Below are 17,510 nucleotides of genomic sequence, written 5' to 3' on the forward strand. Positions count from 1 at the left end.
CGACCTAGCGTGGCGATAGAGCGGCTACCCCGCCTACGCCGCGATGATTTCGCGCACCTTTTCGGTGAAATTATCGCTCACGATGTATTCGGTCGGATAAACGAGCACCTCGCTGCCGTTGCGGATCCGTAGAATCAGCCGCTTGGTGTTTTTTAGCGCCGTGTCGCAAAAGGCGAGGTGGTAAATTTTATAAATTTTCTCGCGACTAAGCTCGCCCAAGCTTAGCTCAAACTCGAAATCCTGCGCGTTTTTGCGCTGTGCCTCGCGCTCTTTGCGCGCCTTAAAGGCGGGATCCTCCGCAGTAAACCCGCCCCTTCGCTCCGCAAAATTCCCGCTGCCGTAGCCGCCGCCTCGTTCGCCTCCGAAGTTTCCGCCGAAGCCGGAATTACCGCCGTTAAAGCCTCCGCGCTCCCTACCGCCAAAGCCTCGCACCTTGCTAGGTGCGTAGCCGTCGATATTTTGCGCGGCATCTAGAGTTAAAATTTCATCCAGATAAATTTGAAATTTCCCGCCGTAAGGGGATGTATTTTTGCTAAGCCGCGCCCAAAACGCCATCGGGCGCTCCAGCTGCGCATCCGTTAGCGCAGTGACCGCATCACAAATATCGCCGAATGCGCTCATCTCGAAGCTGCCCGCAAGATCAAGCACCGTAAGATTTGCCATCTGCTTACCCGATTTGGTCGTGCGGGTGTGGACGTTTTCGATCTTGCCGACGCATAAAATTTTAACGCTCGCATCCTCGTCGCCCACCAGTTCGTCGAATTCGTTAGATTTGGTATGTGCAATCGCTCCAAGCTGCGCGGCGTAGGCTTTGAGTGGATTCTCGCTCAAAAATACTCCCGCGCGTGGACGAAAGCTCGCATCGCGGGCGTTTTGCAGGCTCATCATCGAAAGAAACGACAGCTGATACGCCGCGCCGCCGACCGCGCTTTTTGAAATTTTAATCATAAAAGCATACGGACGCTCCCGCTCCTGCGGGCTTAAATTTTCGATCGCCTTTAGCGCGTTATCGAACACCGCGAGCTCGAAGCTGCCGTGCAGATCAAGCACGTTTAAAATCCCCATTTTTTTGCCCGTTTTCGTCATGCGCGTGGATAGATCCTCGATCCGCCCCACGCTAAGCACCTCGGCGCTATCGCCCTCGATCTCGCTAAACGCCGAGGATAGAGCGTAATCGATCCCGTCCATCTCCTCTTTGTAATCATCCAGCGGATGCCCCGAGAGATACACGCCCACGGTCTGCTGCTCAAATTTTAAAATTTCGCCCTGCGGAAATTCCTTGTCGGTATCGACGAAGCTTACGCTCATGCCGCTCGTCATATCCTCATCCTCGCCAAAAAGCGAGCTTGCGGCGTCCTTTTTAATCTCGGTGATCTTCTTCATCACGTCTAGGATATTTTCCATGTTTTGAATCATCGCCAAGCGACTCTTACCCAGACAATCCATCGCGCCCGCATAGATCAACGACTCGATGACCTTTTTATTGACGCGGAAATTATCCACGCGCGCAGCAAAATCGTCGATGCTTTGAAATTTAGCCTCGCTTTGAAGCTCTAAGATATTCTCGATCGCGGCACCGCCTACCCCCTTGATCGCGCCAAGACCGTAGATGATCGAGGTGCCAGATTTGGAATTTTCGTCGTCCACGACGCTAAAGCCTCTTAAGCTTTGATTGATCGACGGCGGCAAAAGCCCGATGCCTAGGCGGCTAGCCTCGTCGATATATTTTGAAATTTTATCGGTGTTGCCCTCTTCTGAAGTAAGCAGCGCCGCCATAAACTCCGCCGGATAGTAGGTCTTAAGATAGGCTGTTTGAAAGGTAATCATCGAATACGCCGCAGCGTGGGATTTGTTAAAGCCGTAGGAGGCAAATTTCATAATCAGATCAAATAGCTCATCCGCCTTAGCTACGTCAAAGCCCAGCTCTTTAGCGCCGTTTAGATACTGCTCGCGCATGTGGGCAAGCTTCTTTTCATCCTTCTTACCCATCGCGCGGCGCACCAGATCGGCATCGCCCAAGCTAAAGCCGCCCACCTTCTGCACGATCTGCATGACCTGCTCTTGATAGACGATGATGCCATATGTTGGCTCTAAAATTTCTTTTATCTCGGGGAAGATATAGCTAGCGCTCAGCTCGCCGTGTTTGATCCTGATAAAATCAGGGATTAGATCCATAGGCCCCGGGCGGTATAGCGAGATCATCGCGATGATATCCTCGAAGCGGTCGGGGCGCAGGTTCATCGCCAGATCCTGCATGCCCGCGCCCTCGATTTGGAAAATCCCCAGCGTGTTGCCGCTTTGAATCGTTTTGTAAGTGCGTGGATCGTTAAAGTCTATCTCCTCCCAAACTATGTCGCGATTATAGCGGCGCTTGACGAGCTTGATGGCATTATCGATCACATCGAGGTTTTTTAGACCCAGGAAGTCAAATTTTATCAGATCGACGTCCTCGAGATAGTTTTTGGTGTATTGCGTTACTAGGCGCGCATCCTCGCCCTTATCCTGCTTAAATAGCGGTGCTTTGTTCCACAGTGGCTCGTTTGAAATCACCACTCCCGCGGCGTGCATACCTGCATTGCGATTTAGCCCTTCAAGGCCCAGCGCAAACTCCCAAACCTGCTGTGCGATCGGATCTGCATCGATAAATTCTTTCAGCTTCGGCTCGGCGTCGTAAGCCTGCGTAAGCGTGATGCCTAGCTTATCGGGGATCAGCTTCGCCATCTTATCGGCTTGCGAAAGCGGCATATCGCAGACGCGAGCCACGTCGCGAATAACGCCGCGCGCGAGCAGCTTACCGAAGGTCGCAACCTGCGCGACATTGTATTTGCCGTACTGATCGATGACGTAGTCGATCACTTCGCCTCTGCGCGCCTGGCAAAAATCCACGTCAATATCGGGCATCGAGATACGCGACGGGTTTAAAAATCGCTCGAAAAGCAGATTATACGGGATCGGATCGAGGTCGGTAATGCGAAGCGCGTACGCGCAAATGCTGCCCGCCGCAGAGCCGCGACCTGGGCCAACCGGAATGTCGTGATCCTTCGCCCAGTTGATGAAATCCTGCACGATGACCATATAGCCCGAAAAATGCATGTTTTTGATGATGGCAAGCTCCTTTTCCAGGCGCTCGCGATAAATTTCATGCTTAGTAGGATCAATAAATTTAAGGCGCTCTTTAAGCCCTTCGCGGCACAGATGATCGAATAAAAAATCGTCGTTTACAAAGCTATAGCGCTCCGAGGGCTGGGGCAGCGAAAGCCCGAGCCTGGCGGCGTATTCGATCGTAAATTTAAAATTCGGCGGCGTCGGCGCATAGTCCTTCTCGTCGAAAGCAAATTTCAGATTGCACTTTTGCACGATCTCGGCGGTATTTTCGATCACTTCGGGGATGTCGGCAAAAAGCCGCCTCATCTCCTCGTCGCTTTTTACGTAAAATTCCGAAACGACGTGTTTTAGGCGGTCGCCGTCGTTGATCGTCTTGCCCATCGAGATGCACTGATAGACGTCATGGGCCTTGGCGCGATCCTTGCGCGAGTAGTGAGCGTCGTTGGTAGCGATGATCTTGACGCCGATTTCGCGTGAGAGGCGGATGAGGTCTTTATCGACGTTTAATTGCTCGCCGATGCCGTGGCGCATGATCTCTAGATAAAAATCCTCGCCGAAAATTTCCTTATATTCAAGCGCCGCTTTTTTCGCCGCTTCGTAGCCGCCCGCGCCACGTTTTAAATTTCGCTCGCTTCTATTTAGATGAAATTCCACCTCGCCCGCTAGGCATGCCGAGGAGCAGATGAGCCCCTCGCTGTGCTCTTTTAAAATTTTTTTGTTGATCCTCGGATAGTAGTAGAAGCCGTCCAAAAATGCGCGCGAGCTAAGATACATTAAATTTTTGTAGCCCGTCTCGTTTTTGGCGAGCAGTATCAAGTGATAGCGCTGGCGGTCGCTTTTATCGCCAATGTCGTCATGGTTGTGCAGGTAGGTCTCGATGCCGATGATCGGCTTGATGCCGTGCTTTTTCATCGTCTGATAGAAGTCTATCGCGCCGAACATATTGCCGTGGTCGGTGATCGCACACGCCTTGGTGCCGCGGCTCTGCAAAAGCTCGGCGAGCTCGCTTACTTTATTCGCGCCGTCTAGCAGCGAATACTCGGTATGAAGGTGCAGGTGGGTGTAGTCGCTCATTTTGATCCTTTTTCTGTTGGAGCGATTATATTAAATTCGGGCTTTAGAAACGGTCAAATTTAATGAAATTTTAGCTTAAATTTCAGCGCGAAATTTTACGATTAAATTTTGTTACGGAATTTTATTTCGGAGGTTTTACATTCTGGGTTTTGCGGATTAAATTTTGACAAAATTTTAAGCTTAAAATGCTGTGATGAAATTCCACTATCATAAAATTTCACCTCGATGGAATTTTGAGCCAACGCAATTCCGCAAAATTCTACGACTTAGATCATCGTAAAATTTTGCGGTTTAAAATTCCGCTTGCAAAGCCTTACGGCTCTACGATCTTGAGAATTCCACGATCGCTTTGGCAAGCTCTCTAGTAGGATCGACGAAAATTTTATCGCTTTTGATTAACGGCAAAAATAGCGGCAGCTCGGTGCAGGCAACGACGTAAATATCAGCATCGATTTTACCTAGCAAATTCTCAAAAGCCCCCACGTATTCGGCAGTCTTGCCCGCCTTAACGCCTTTGTAGATACAATCCATCAAAATCGCTTGATTTTCTTCGCCGAGATCCACGCTGATTAGCCCCGCTTCTTTGAGCGGATCGTCGTAAATTTTAGCTTTTTTTGTACCGATAGTGGCTAGCACAGCGATTTTATGAGCGTTTGGATAATTTTTACGGATCGCTTTTACGGTGATCTCGGCGATATGAATTAGCGGGATTTCCGCCGCAGCTTCTACATCGTCTGCGAAAAAATGCGCCGTGTTGCACGCCATCGCAAACGCCTTGCAGCCTGCATTTTTGAGCCTAACAGCGCTCTCACTTAGGCGCGGAAGCGGATTTTCACCTTTGCCTAAGATAAACGCCGTGCGATCTTCGATCTGCGGATAGCTATCAATTACAAGCGGAATATTTTCTTGATCGCTGCTCGCCGCAGTCTCTTCTATGATCTTCATATACAGATCCGCACTCGCTAAAGGTCCCATTCCACCGATAATCCCAACTCTTTTCATAGCTCGTCCTTTCTAAATTTTACTTGGGTTAATTCTCCCACTTACTCATATCCATTTCGTTTTCGCTCTTTGCGACGTAGATCGACGCGACAACATCGCCCGTTACGTTCATCGAGGTTCGCCCCATATCCAAAATCGCGTCAATGCCCAAAATCATTCCGTAAGCGATCGCTACATTACCGCTTACCTTGACGCCGATAGATTCGAGCACTAAAAGCAGCATCAGCGCACCAGCTCCCGGAACTCCGGCAGTTCCGATCGCAGCAAGCATCGAAGTGATGATGATCGTGAGATAGTGGCTGCTGTTTAGATCGATACCGCAAGCATTAGCGATAAAGAGCGTGCACACGCCCAAATACACGGTCGTGCCGTTCATATTCACCGTAGCGCCCACAGGCAAAACAAAGCCGTAGATCGCCTTTGGAATTCCCATATCTTCGGCGGTTTGCATCGTAATCGGAAGCGTGCCGTTGGAGCTGCGGGTAACAAAAGCCGTAAGCATCGGCGGGCGCACTTTTTTAAGGAATTTAATCGGGCTAACTCCGATAAGCATACAAATAACGCAATAAACCACAAATACTTGAATAGCAAGTCCCACGTATAGGGTAATCGTGACGTTTAGTAGCGAGCTAAAAGCCTCGATACCGCTTTTATTAAACACTACAAACATTAGCGCAAAAACGCCAATTGGTGCGTATTGCATCACCCAATGCACGACCTTAAACATAATTTCGCTCATTCCATCGAAAAAATTATAAACCGTATCAGCGGAATTTTTAATACGAGCATCACTACTGTCGCGGCAAAACGCAAGCCCTACGCCAAGAAATAAGCAAAACGCGATGATCGGCAAAATTTCGCCCTTGGCTATGGAATCAAAAGGATTCGTAGGAATTATATTAAGCAAAATTTTACTCATACTAGGCGCGTTCGCTGCCTTTTCGACAGCCTTGGACGCATCGCTTAGATCAAGCCCGCTACCTGGAGAAAATACAAACGCACACGCTAGGCCGATGACGATCGCAAAAAGCGTAGTTATAGCGTAAAATATGATCGCCTTAACGCCTACTTTGCCCAGGTGCGCGGGCGAGATACTGCTAGTGCCCACGATGAGCGAACAGATAATGATCGGCACCATAATCATCTTTAAAAGCCGCACGAAAAGATCTCCCAAAGGCGTTAAAATCGCCACCCACGTGGTATCACCCACCGGCATATTTTTAGGTAGTAACATACCAATCGCAGAGCCCAACACTAAAGCGATAATGATGCGCCAAAGCAAGCTTGAGTTAAAATAAAAGGCTAAAATTCCGCCTTTTTTCGTTTGATTTTCTGACATGGACATCTCCCTGCACTAAGAATTTTAACGGAATTCTACTGCAACTTGCCATAAAATAAAATTTAATCGGTCGCCAAATGAAAGTTAAATTTGAAAATTCAATCGCGAGCTTAACTAAATTTTAAAGCTGAAATTATGCGGCAAGCTTTGTCTTTTGAAGTTATGAAGCGGAATTTCAAAGGAAAAACGACGCATGAAATTTATAGAATTTTGCGGATTTTGATGTAGTGAAAAGCAAAAAATTTTGTGGTGGTGGGCTCACTAGGACTTGAACCTAGGACCATCCGGTTATGAGCCGGATGCTCTAACCAACTGAGCTATGAGCCCGCCAGCGGTAAAAAAGAAATGTGATTTTACAAAAATAATCTTAAAACGGCGTTAAAATTCTAACCGCAGAATTTTATGTAACTTAGGCCCGCTCAAATCGTGGCTAAATTTCACACCAAAGCACACAACTTTATCTGATTTCCGATCAGATCACTTTCGTGCGCACAAGGCGGCGTAAATTTAAGACAAAATTTATATAAATTCCAGCTCTTAAATCCGCCGCGATAAATCTAATCCGCTCGCAAATCGCGTAAATTAATAGCTTTTTACTTGAATAGGCTCCGATAGCATTTTAGGGACGCCCGGTAATTCATACGCTCCCCGGCAGATATTATTTTCGGCATCGGGACCTTTTGCGATGGTGATCGTTTTATTTTCGCCGTCCACGTTGATTAGGAAGCATTTATCTCCCTTTGTGCTTTTAAGATATGCGGAATTCGCTCCGTTGGGCTCTAGCGGAACATTCGTCATAACCGAAAAATCGGATGCGAATTTGCCTTGGGAGATATAATAAGCGTCTAGATCGTATTTAACGGTAATTAAATTTGTCGCCAACTTAGAGATCTCCGCATCATCTCTAGTAGTCAGCCCCGGTTCCGCAATCGCTACTGCAGGTAAAGCGATCGCTACGATGCATACTATAGCTATTACCTTCGATACGGACACTTTTTGGGGCGCTACGTCATATTCGCAGTTTTGTAGCGGCAATGCGGCGACGGCAAGAGAGCTTTTATTTTTGCGCGTCATATCGCTAGTAAAGGGCAAAAATAGAAATTTGCCGTATTCCATAAGACCCAATCCCGCGGGAGCGGTCCGACTAAAACGGTTAAGGATTGAACCCGACAAATAAGTTAAAATAGCCAAGATCCAACCGCCTAAAAAAACCAAATAATGTTGCCTAAAATACGCATATTTTACCTCTTTATAAATTATGTAAATCAAGCAAGCCGCCCGTTACAGACGTTGCACAGCCTACCATTGCTTTTGCGGCGTATTTGATGCGACCTGCACGCTATGTCGCACAAAACGAGTCTTGTGCGCGCAAAATCTCCCACGCGCAAAACAACTACGGAATGATAAGGGATGGGGTTTAACGATTGGCAACAAACGCTTTTCATCGATAAAATTTTAGCATGCAAATAACTGCGGCAAGGGGTTTAAAAAATTTAAATTTATTTTAAAAAATATTAGAAATTCTAAAATTTCGACGCAGAAATTTAAAAAATTTCATAAATTTTTATGAAATTTACAGATCAAAATTTTAAAATTTTTACGGTACGGCGAAGCGAATTCTTAAAATTTTGCTATGGCTTTTAGCGCAAAATCTTCCCGATAAGGACACAAAACAGAAATTCCAAATCAAATTTTCTCGACGTGAAGCGCTTCCTTAAATTATGAATTTAAAATTTTACATGTGAAATTTCCACTCTACACAGTGCGGCATATTTCTGCCAAGATAAAATTCGCAAGTAAAATTCCAACCTCGCAAACCCAAAAGCATACAACAATTACTCCTTGAAATTCTAGCACCGCTTGTCCGCGGACAAATATCGCGTTACTTTACAAAATTTCAGCCTCATGACGCAAGCTCGCCTCGCGCTCTCGCTAGAACGGCGATCTGTCCGCACGCCGCTATGGCGTCTCGTCGCCGTCTTGGTCTTGAAGCGCGCTCGCTTCGCCCTCTGCCGCGATCGCCTCGAGGCTTAAAATTTCATCGACATCCTCCAACCGCGTTACGCCGCTTCCGGCGATGCTTCTGATGCTTGCGTGCATCGCGATCGCTCCGTCTCGCGCACGCGCGATCTGTTTTTCACGCTGTTTCCAGATGCGCTCCATCGCGTTGCGCTCCTTATTTAGGCTCTCTTGCATGCCGACGAATGCCGAGACGATCGTCTTTATCTGGTTTGCAAACTCGGGCGAGGTCAGATAGTCGTAGAGCATCGCCGTTTTGCTGTCTTGATTTTGACCCGATCTTTTGGCAAACGCAAGCGCCACGACGTGTTCGCGCAAGACGGCGCAAAGCCCCTTAAATTCCTCAAACGAGCAGATCCAGATGCTAGGATCGCTCGGCGCTTGGTGCAGCCTAGGGCTGTGAGGCGGCATCTGCTCGGTGACGATAACGCCGATCTGCGCGCCCTCGCCTATCATATCGTCTTTGAGTTTGTCGATCCATTTGGGCTCGAAGCTTTTCGTGCGCTTGCTCTCGTATAAAATTTTACCGCAGCCCGCAAACTCCCTCGTATGCACCATCTGCACGCAGTCTGCGCCGCGCGCGCCCTTTTTGACCTCATCTATCTCGTCCAAAGGAAAGCTTAGCCGCAGATACTCCTGTAGCGCAAGCTCCTGCACCTCGCCCTGAAGCTGCTGCGAGCCCACCTCCGAGCGGCGCTTGAGCTCGTTTATTTGGCCGATTAGACTTTGGATCTGCTCATCTTTTTGGCGGAATTTCAGCTCGTTTTCCTGTGAAATTTGCTTCGAAAGCCGCTCACGCTCTTGGTTTACGCGGTTGGTTAGCTCGATCTCGGATTTGGCTTTATTCTCGGCTTCAAGCTCGCTAAATTTACGCTTTTGCGCCTCCATTTCGGCCTTTATTAAATTTAGCTCCGAAATTCTTTGCGATTTTTCTTGCAGCTCCTTTTGTAAAATTTCAAATTTCGCCGCGTTTTCGCTCTCGATCTGAGATTTTGCGAGCGCTAAAATTTTCTCCCGCTCGCTGTTTAGCGCGGAATCGGTCGCCGCTTTTACGCGCTGCTCGAATGCGTTTTCCTTCGCTTGCAGTTGCGCCAGATGCTTCGCGTACTCCTCGCGCTTAGCGGCGATCTCGGCTTCAAATTTAAGCGTGGCTTCGTTTTGCTGCTGCTGCCACTTTCGCTTCTGCTGTAAAATTTCATCTTCAAATTTAGCTTTGATATCGCGCTGCAGCGCCTCGTCTATATCGATCAAAGAGCCGCAGTGCGGGCACTTTACGTTAGCCATTTTTACTTCCCAAACTCTGCTCTTTCATCTTTTCAAATTCCTGCGAAATTTGCGCGGCATTGGGCTCGTCCGCCATCTTATCGAGCACGGAGTTGTAGCGATTTACGAGCAGTATCGCAAGCGCCGAAAAGCAAAAGCCCGGCAGCAGCTCGTAAACGAGGGCCGAAAGCCCCGATAAAATCCAGCAAATGACCGTGATACCGCCTACGAGCATACCCACCAAAGCCGAGAGCGCGCTCATCTTTTTAGAATACAGGCTGAAAAGCAGCACCGCGCCAAAGCTCGCGCCAAATCCCGCCCAGGCGTTGCCCACGACGTTTAACACCGTATCGTTTGAGCCAAACGCCAAGATCGCGGCGAGCGCGGCGATGATCACTACGGCGATACGGCTGCTTAGCGTCTGCGTGCGCTCGCTCACCTCTTTTTTATAAAACGCGAAGATAAAATCTTTCGTAACGGCGCTCGCGCTTACCAAAAGCTGGCTTGAGATGGTGCTCATAATCGCCGCCAGTACCGCAGAGATTATCACGCCCAGGATAAATGGATGAAAGAAAATTTTACCGAGCTCTAGGAAAATTTTTTCGGGATCGTCTATGCTAAGACCTTTTTGCGAAAAATACACAAAGCCGATCAGACCGCTAAGCATCGCGCCCGCAAGACCTAGCACCATCCACGAAATCCCGATGCGGCGCGCGCTATCAAGCTCGCGCGAGCTTCTAATCGCCATAAAGCGCACGATGATGTGCGGCTGCCCGAAGTATCCGAGCCCCCAAGCAAGCAGGCCTAAAACGCCCAAGAAGCTTTGATTGTAAAATAGATCTAAGTGGCTCGCGCCGTATAGCCGCACCTGCGCAAAAAAGGAGCTGTCCGCAGGGATCTGCAGCGCGCGGTAAGAAAACAGAGGGATCAAAATAAGCACCGCAAACATCAGCGCCCCTTGAAACGCATCCGTGATCGCGACGGCCTTAAATCCGCCGAAAAAGGTATAAAACACGACGATTAAGATCGTAGCGATCGCGCCGTAGGTGAAATTTAGCCCGAAAAAGCTCTCAAAGGTCTTGCCGCCTGCGATGATGCCACTGCTAACATAGAGCGTAAAAAATATGATGATCAAAAGCCCCGAGATGATGCGAAGCGTCTTGGTATGGTCTTTGAAGCGGTTTTCTAAAAAATCTGGGATCGTGACGCTGTCGCTTGCTACCTCGGTGTAAATTCTAAGCCTTTTAGCAAGAAATTTATAATTGCACCACGCGCCCACGCAAAGTCCTAGGGCGATCCAGATATTGCAAATCCCCGTCGCAAACATCGCACCCGGCACTCCCAAAAGCATCCAGCCGCTCATATCGCTAGCACCTGCGCTAAGCGCCGTTACGAATGGGCCCAGGCGGCGGTTATCGAGCAGATACTCGCTTAAACTCGCATTCTTGTCATAATAATACCTACCTATAAAAATAAGCGCGCCGAAATATATCGCGATTGCGCAATAGGTCCAAAAGCTCATCGTTGCCTCCTTTTAAAAAAGCTAATTTTACTCTATTTCAAATAAAATTTTACTTTCGGAATTTAGCCAGATTTTAACGAAATTTTAGTATTCTTGCCGTTTAAATTTTAAGAAAAAGGCGCCTTGGTTGAACGAGAAAATTTTAAAGGTCGTATTTGTTTTGACTGTAATCGCCGTGGGGCTTTATTTCACCTATCCCGAACTGAGCGAAGCGCAAAAAATTTCATACGCCAAAAGCTATGGCATTACTCTTATTTTGACCTCCGGCGGCATTGTGATCGGTATCGCATTAGGATTTATGCTGGCATTTTTAAAATTTCTAAACAATAAATTTTTAAGCTTCATTATCGACGAATACGTAGATATCATCCGCGGAACTCCAATCGTTATCCAGCTGATGGTGTTCGTGTTTATTATCTTTGCTATGTGGAGCAATAATATCGCAGCTGCGATCTTTGCGCTGGGGCTTAATAGCTCAGCCTACGTCGCAGAGATCGTGCGCAGCGGCATAAACAGCGTCGATCGCGGCCAGATGGAAGCTGCGCGCGCGATGGGTCTAGGCTACGGCACGGCGATGAAAGAGATCGTCTTTCCGCAAGCGATAAAAAACATTTTGCCCGCGCTTGCGAATGAGTTTATAAGCCTTTTTAAAGAAACCTCGGTCGTGGGCCTCGTAGCAATTACCGATCTTACGTTTTTTTCAAAAAGCATGCAGGCTGCGCTTTATACCGTCCAGCCGATACTTTTTGCCGCAGTGCTTTACTACGCAAGCGTGAAATTTTTCTCGTTTTTAGTAAAAATGCTAGAAAGTAGGTTAAACCGCAATGATTGAAATATCAAATTTAACCAAATCCTACGGCAATTTATCGGTGTTAAAAGGAATTTCAAAGACCATAAATAAAGGCGATATCGTAGCTATTATCGGTCCAAGCGGCGGCGGTAAATCAACCTTTTTGCGCTGCTTAAATCTGCTTGAAATTCCAAGCGGCGGCACTATTAAAATAGACGGCGAGGATATTACAGATAAGCACACCGATATTAATAAAATTCGCCGCAAAGTTAGTATGGTGTTTCAGCATTTCAACCTCTTTGCAAATAAAAATGTGCTGGAAAATTTAACTCTAGCGCCCATAAAAGCGGGTATCTATACTAAAGAACAAGCCTACGCAAAAGCAGAGGAGCTGCTGCAAAAGGTCGGTCTTAGCGATAAGGCCTATACTTATCCGCACAAGCTTAGCGGTGGGCAAAAGCAACGCATCGCAATCGCTAGAAGTTTGGCGGTAAATCCGGACGTGATTTTATTCGACGAGCCTACCTCGGCACTAGATCCCGAGATGATAGGCGAGGTGTTAGGTATAATGAAAGAGGTCGCCAAAGAGGGCATTACGATGCTTGTGGTAACTCATGAGATGGGCTTTGCACGCAATGTCGCAAATAGGATTTTTTTTATGGAGGGCGGTAAGATCGCTGTGGACGATACGCCTAAAAACGTATTTGAAAATCCGCAAAATCCGAGATTGAAAGAATTTTTAAATAAAATTTTAAACCACTAAAGGAGAGGGAAATGAAAAAATTTATTAGATTTCTAGTTGCGGGCGCTTTGCTTTGCGGCTCGCTGGTCGCTAAGGACATCACCAAAGATACGCTCATCGTAGGCACGAATGCCGAGTATCCGCCGTTTGAGTTCGTGGATGAAAACTCCAAAGTCACCGGCTTTGATATGGATCTGGTAGCCGAGCTTGCCAAGCGCGCGGGGGTGAAATACGAAATTTTAAATATGAGCTTTGACGGGCTGATCCCTGCGATTAAAAGCGGCAAAATCGATATGATCGCCTCGGGAATGAGCGCGACACCGGCTCGTAAAAAGGCTATCGATTTCACAGCTCCTTACTATAAAGTCGAAAATTTATATGTCAAGCGCAAGGATGATAGCTCGTTAAATTCTAAGGCGGATCTACAGGGTAAGCGTCTTGCCGCGCAGCTAGGTACCATTCAAGAGCTTGCGATCAGAGATATCAAAGGTGCCGAGGTTAGCGCTACGGAAAACGTTTTTGTAGCCGTCATGTCGCTTAAAAACAAAAAGATCGACGCGCTTTGCGTGGATTCATCCGTAGGCTACGAATATCTTAAGAAAAACGACGATCTAACCGCATTTTTTAAAGAATCCGACGGCAGCGAAGGTTTTTCGATCGCATTCGATAAGGGCAAGTATCCCGAGCTGCTCGCTAAATTTAACGCGGCGCTTGAGGAGATGAAAAAGGACGGAAGCTACGAAAAGCTTTTGGAAAAGTATAATTTAAAATAATTCGCAAAATTTAGGCGCAAATTCCTCTCATAGAATTTGCGCCGTCTAAGAGGAATCCTATGAAAAAGATATTTTTGACACTTGCGATTTTGCTCTGCACGCAGAGCTTTGCGGAGCAAAAAGACAGATACGGCATCGCTGCGTTTGCAGGTCTTGGCAATGACGGCAGAAGCTTCGTTTTTACTTTCAGAAAGGCTCAAAAAGATCGCTTCTTTCCATGCGACTTAAAAAATTTAAACATAATCGCCGCGGGCGCTTCTAGGTGCATAACGGACGCCAAAGAGCTAAGGAAATTCGACAAAGAATATAAAAAAGCTCTTGAGTCCGTGATAAAACCTGGCAAGCGCTACTACGTAAATTTAATCGATCGCGGCAATGACGCCTATGTCTGCGATGCAAGCGATCCTAAAAGCAATCTGCGATTGGACCTAGTGGCGGCGGGATTTGCCGTACCGATAACCGACGATAGCGAACTTCTTTTAAAAGCCGCTGAGGAAGCCAAAGAGGCTAAACGCGGAATGTATAGCGCAAAATTTTGGGATGTTACTAACTGCATTCTAAACGGCGTGCCGATGCCGAAAAAGATAGATGAGTGAAATTTACGCGCTTAGCGACGATGCTTTAACGCCGCCGCAAACTATCTTTTCGCAGATAGATGAAATTTTACGCTGCGGCGTAAAGCTCGTGCAGTACCGCAGCAAGCTCGCCGTGAGGGATGAAGCTTTAATCCGCTCTCTCATCGGTCTTTGCGAGGATTACGGCGCCAAACTCATCATCAACGACGATGCGGCGCTTGCCAAAAAGCTTGGCGCACACGGCGTGCATATCGGCAAAGGTGACGGCGAGACGGCGCAGGTGCGCGAGTTTTTAGGCGCGGATGAGATAGTCGGCGTTAGTTGCTATGCTGATCTTGCTCGCGCGCAAAAGGCCGAGGCACAGGGTGCTAGCTATGTAGCCTTCGGCTCGCTAAGGCGCGGCAAGACAAAGCCTAATGCGCCGCTTTGCCCCGATGCGCTCGTGCAAGAGGCGCGAAAATCTTTAAACCTTCCAATCGCCGTAATCGGAGGTATAAATTTAGAAAATTTAAATGAAATTTTAGCCCTAAAGCCTGATTATATCGCAATGGTAGAGGCGATCTACAGGCCCGCTTCGATCACTCAGAATTTAACAAATTTAAAGGAAAAAATGGATGAATATATTTGACGCCGTGATTTTAGGCATCGTCGAAGGGCTGACGGAATTTCTGCCCGTAAGCTCGACCGGGCACATGATCCTAGCTGCGAAACTGATGGGCTTGCAGCAGACCGATACGCTTAAATGCTTCGAAGTCGTTATCCAGCTAGGCTCGATCCTAGCGGTCGTTGCGATATTTTATAAGCGGCTTTTAGTCGATTTTAAGCTCTGGTGTAAGCTCGTCGTAGGCTTCATCCCTACAGCCGCGATCGGATTTTTGCTCTATAAAAGCATCAAATCGCTATTTGTGCCGCAGACCGTCGCCTACGCGCTGATCGGTTGGGGCATTATTTTTATCGCGGTCGAGCTCTTTCGCAAGGCGCGCCCGAGAGAAGGCGAGCTGGAGCATCTGGATCAAATTTCATACGTGCAGGCCTTCATCATCGGGCTTTCGCAATGTTTTGCGATGGTGCCGGGCACTTCGCGCAGCGGCGCCACCATCATCGCAGGGCTTTTGTGCGGGCTAAGCAGAAACCTAGCCGCGCGCTTTAGCTTCCTACTCGCGATCCCTACGATGTTTGCGGCGACTTTTTACGATACCTATAAAAATTTAGACACCTTCGCGCAAAACTCCGACAATATCACGACCTTTCTCATAGGCGGCGTAGTGGCGTTTATAGTGGCACTTGCGGCGATCAAGCTATTTCTAAGCTTCGTTTCGAAGTTTGATTTCATCCCATTTGGAATTTATAGAATTTTAATCGGCGCCATCTTTTTCATCTTCGTTTTTTAAACGCAATCATCAAAGGAATTTCATGAGCCTTGTAAAAAATATCGGCGCATTTTTAAAAGACAGATTCAGCCTTCTATCGGTATTTGATGGTGCGGTGCTAAACACATACGCGCTAGTTTTAGTATTAAATTTAGCCCTAGGGTTGCTTCTTATCGCGCGCGGCGGCGAGCTGCTCTCTGCGCAGGCGCTGTTTTTCGTAGCGTCTGCGATCTGCGGCGTGACGATACTTTTTTTCGCGCTTTACGCGCTTAGTTTTTACAGCGCCAGGCTATATAAAATTCTAGCCTTTATGCTTCTGGCGCTAAACGTGGTCTTTGCGATCGCTCAGATTTTTTTGATCTTTAGCCTGGAGCTTACCTACTCGCACGGCACGCTGGACGCGCTAGTGCAAACGACGCCCAAGGAGGCCTTCGAGTTCGCGCATGCGTTTTTAAATTTTAAGCTTATCGCGGCCTTTTTGGCGCTTTTGATCTTCGTCTTCGCCGCTCTTAGGCTTAGAGTGAGCCAGCGAGCGCGAATGAAGCTATGTCGCGCGATAAAGCTAATCTTTTTGCTTAGCTTGCTTGTTTTTATTGCGCATGCGGCGTTTAAAAGCTACGTAGCCAAAAGCTCGAAAATGCGCGCCAGCATCATAATCGCGCTAAATAAAATTCCGATTTATAACTTTGCTTTCGTTACGAAGGATTATTTCGGCGCCGATTTTAAAAGCGTGCGCGAGCTGCAAGCCGGATACCAAAGCATTTACGCCTCGCACTCGCACAAAACCGCGCCAAACCGCATCTCAAACGTCGTTTTTATTATTGGAGAGAGCCTGCAGCGAAATTTTATGAGCCTATACGGCTACTATCTGCCCACCACACCGAATCTGCAAGCGCTTGAGCAAAGCGGAAATTTAATCGCCTTTAGCGATGTCGTCTCGCCTGGAGCCAAGACCAACGATGTGTTAAAATACGTGCTAAATTTTGGAAATTACGAGAGCGAAAAGCAGCGCCCGTGGAACGCCAACCTCGACATCGTAAATCTCGCGCGGCTCGCAAACTACGAGACCTTTTGGATCAGTAACCAGGAGCGCTACGGGCAGTGGGCGGTCGCAAGCGGCGCGAGCGCGCAGATGACGGATCACTCGGACTTTACGAACCAGATCCCGGTTTACAAATACGCCTACTCGCTCGACGAAGTTATGCTTCCGAGTATAAAAAATTTCAAATCCGGCGCGAAAATATCGCCCCTTGCGCGCAAGGACGAAAGCTCCGCCGCAGAGGCGGGCGGCACGCAGAAAAAGGATAAATTTTTCATCCTTCATCTGATGGGCTCGCACCCGAGCTACGAGTTTCGCTATCCGAAAAACTTTGCTAAATTTAGCGCCGCGGACATCTCGCGTGAGCCGCTTGATGAGGGGCAGAAAAAAGAGCTCGCGCACTACCTAAACACCGTGGCTTACAACGATTTTATAGTAAGCGAAATTTATAAAATTTTCGCAAGCGACAACACGCTGATAGTCTATTTCAGCGACCACGCCCAGAGCCTTTATCAATACCGCGGCAAGCTGATCCACGGCGGCATCAACCGCTTCACGCTCGAAATCCCGCTGATTTTCATGGCGTCGGATAAATTTAAAGAGCAAAACGCTGATCTTTGGGCGCGCATCGCGGCAGCCAAAGACAGGCCGTTTTTAAACGACGATCTCATCCACGCGATCGCAGAAATTTTAGAGATGACCGATCTACCGGAGTACGATCCCGCTCGCTCGGTGATAAACGCGGATTTCAACGCCTCGCGTCCGCGCATCATCGAGGGGGTCGATTACGATAAGGTTTATAAGCTGCAGAAGGAATTCGGCGAGTAAATTCGGTGAAATTTTGCGCCTTTTAGCGGTGCAGATTTCGCTTCTTAAAATTTGCGCTCTTATCGCAAG

13 protein-coding genes and 1 tRNA gene are annotated in these 17,510 nt (G+C 47.9%); 7 read left to right on the forward strand and 7 right to left on the reverse strand.

What is annotated here, in order from left to right; translation table 11 throughout:
• Positions 1–33: 33 nt before the first annotated feature.
• The 7 genes from dnaE to putP all read right to left on the reverse strand — a co-directional run bounded on the left by dnaE (position 34) and on the right by putP (position 11,324).
• Entirely contained in the window at positions 34–4,179 is a 4,146-nt protein-coding gene (dnaE, locus tag Q0537_RS09970) for a DNA polymerase III subunit alpha (protein ID WP_299227767.1), read from the reverse strand.
• A gap of 321 nt (positions 4,180–4,500) precedes the next feature.
• On the reverse strand, positions 4,501–5,181 hold the full coding sequence (locus tag Q0537_RS09975) for an amino acid racemase (protein ID WP_299227770.1): 681 nt from the start codon (positions 5,179–5,181) through the stop codon (positions 4,501–4,503).
• A gap of 28 nt (positions 5,182–5,209) precedes the next feature.
• Positions 5,210–6,520: a dicarboxylate/amino acid:cation symporter gene (locus Q0537_RS09980; protein WP_299227773.1), complete on the reverse strand. Its 1,311-nt coding sequence runs from the start codon at positions 6,518–6,520 to the stop codon at positions 5,210–5,212.
• Positions 6,521–6,770: 250 nt separating this feature from the next.
• Positions 6,771–6,847, reverse strand: a tRNA-Ile gene (locus Q0537_RS09985).
• 255 nt (positions 6,848–7,102) lie between these two features.
• Positions 7,103–7,636, reverse strand: coding sequence for a hypothetical protein (locus tag Q0537_RS09990; RefSeq protein WP_366811488.1), 534 nt, complete (start codon positions 7,634–7,636; stop codon positions 7,103–7,105).
• A gap of 843 nt (positions 7,637–8,479) precedes the next feature.
• Entirely contained in the window at positions 8,480–9,823 is a 1,344-nt protein-coding gene (locus tag Q0537_RS09995; protein ID WP_299227779.1) for a DUF2130 domain-containing protein, read from the reverse strand.
• A complete protein-coding gene (putP, locus tag Q0537_RS10000) occupies positions 9,816–11,324 on the reverse strand; it encodes a sodium/proline symporter PutP (protein ID WP_299227782.1) in 1,509 nt (502 codons plus the stop codon). Before putP ends, Q0537_RS09995 begins: the two co-directional genes overlap by 8 nt.
• A gap of 169 nt (positions 11,325–11,493) precedes the next feature.
• Between putP and Q0537_RS10005 the strand changes: the two genes are divergently transcribed.
• Genes Q0537_RS10005 through Q0537_RS10035 form a run of 7 tightly spaced genes read left to right on the forward strand, consistent with a single transcriptional unit; the run spans position 11,494 to position 17,441 of the window.
• Positions 11,494–12,156: an amino acid ABC transporter permease gene (locus tag Q0537_RS10005; RefSeq protein WP_299227873.1), complete on the forward strand. Its 663-nt coding sequence runs from the start codon at positions 11,494–11,496 to the stop codon at positions 12,154–12,156.
• Positions 12,149–12,877, forward strand: coding sequence for an amino acid ABC transporter ATP-binding protein (locus Q0537_RS10010; protein WP_297916355.1), 729 nt, complete (start codon positions 12,149–12,151; stop codon positions 12,875–12,877). Before Q0537_RS10005 ends, Q0537_RS10010 begins: the two co-directional genes overlap by 8 nt.
• 11 nt (positions 12,878–12,888) lie before the next feature.
• Positions 12,889–13,629: a basic amino acid ABC transporter substrate-binding protein gene (locus Q0537_RS10015; RefSeq protein ID WP_298961302.1), complete on the forward strand. Its 741-nt coding sequence runs from the start codon at positions 12,889–12,891 to the stop codon at positions 13,627–13,629.
• Positions 13,630–13,688: 59 nt separating this feature from the next.
• Complete coding sequence (locus tag Q0537_RS10020) at positions 13,689–14,225, forward strand: hypothetical protein (protein ID WP_299227785.1); 537 nt, start codon at positions 13,689–13,691, stop codon at positions 14,223–14,225.
• Entirely contained in the window at positions 14,218–14,832 is a 615-nt protein-coding gene (thiE, locus tag Q0537_RS10025) for a thiamine phosphate synthase (RefSeq protein WP_299227787.1), read from the forward strand. The genes Q0537_RS10020 and thiE overlap by 8 nt, the downstream gene beginning before the upstream one ends.
• Positions 14,819–15,595: an undecaprenyl-diphosphate phosphatase gene (locus Q0537_RS10030; protein ID WP_299227789.1), complete on the forward strand. Its 777-nt coding sequence runs from the start codon at positions 14,819–14,821 to the stop codon at positions 15,593–15,595. Before thiE ends, Q0537_RS10030 begins: the two co-directional genes overlap by 14 nt.
• Before the next feature lie 22 nt (positions 15,596–15,617).
• Entirely contained in the window at positions 15,618–17,441 is a 1,824-nt protein-coding gene (locus Q0537_RS10035; protein WP_299227791.1) for a phosphoethanolamine transferase, read from the forward strand.
• The last annotated feature ends 69 nt before the right edge of the window (positions 17,442–17,510 follow it).

It is taken from the genome of uncultured Campylobacter sp., from assembly GCF_938017775.1.
In the GTDB taxonomy this organism is placed as follows: Bacteria; Campylobacterota; Campylobacteria; order Campylobacterales; family Campylobacteraceae; genus Campylobacter_B.

Bases quoted from the DNA above. Each gene is read 5' to 3' on its own strand.
- dnaE (WP_299227767.1), bottom strand. From the start codon at position 4,179: ATGAGCGACTACACCCACCTGCACCTTCATACCGAGTATTCGCTGCTA.
- Q0537_RS09975 (WP_299227770.1), bottom strand. From the start codon at position 5,181: ATGAAAAGAGTTGGGATTATCGGTGGAATGGGACCTTTAGCGAGTGCG.
- Q0537_RS09980 (WP_299227773.1), bottom strand. From the start codon at position 6,520: ATGTCAGAAAATCAAACGAAAAAAGGCGGAATTTTAGCCTTTTATTTT.
- Q0537_RS09990 (WP_366811488.1), bottom strand. From the start codon at position 7,636: ATGGAATACGGCAAATTTCTATTTTTGCCCTTTACTAGCGATATGACG.
- Q0537_RS09995 (WP_299227779.1), bottom strand. From the start codon at position 9,823: ATGGCTAACGTAAAGTGCCCGCACTGCGGCTCTTTGATCGATATAGAC.
- putP (WP_299227782.1), bottom strand. From the start codon at position 11,324: ATGAGCTTTTGGACCTATTGCGCAATCGCGATATATTTCGGCGCGCTT.
- Q0537_RS10010 (WP_297916355.1), top strand. From the start codon at position 12,149: ATGATTGAAATATCAAATTTAACCAAATCCTACGGCAATTTATCGGTG.
- Q0537_RS10015 (WP_298961302.1), top strand. From the start codon at position 12,889: ATGAAAAAATTTATTAGATTTCTAGTTGCGGGCGCTTTGCTTTGCGGC.
- Q0537_RS10020 (WP_299227785.1), top strand. From the start codon at position 13,689: ATGAAAAAGATATTTTTGACACTTGCGATTTTGCTCTGCACGCAGAGC.
- thiE (WP_299227787.1), top strand. From the start codon at position 14,218: ATGAGTGAAATTTACGCGCTTAGCGACGATGCTTTAACGCCGCCGCAA.
- Q0537_RS10030 (WP_299227789.1), top strand. From the start codon at position 14,819: ATGAATATATTTGACGCCGTGATTTTAGGCATCGTCGAAGGGCTGACG.
- Q0537_RS10035 (WP_299227791.1), top strand. From the start codon at position 15,618: ATGAGCCTTGTAAAAAATATCGGCGCATTTTTAAAAGACAGATTCAGC.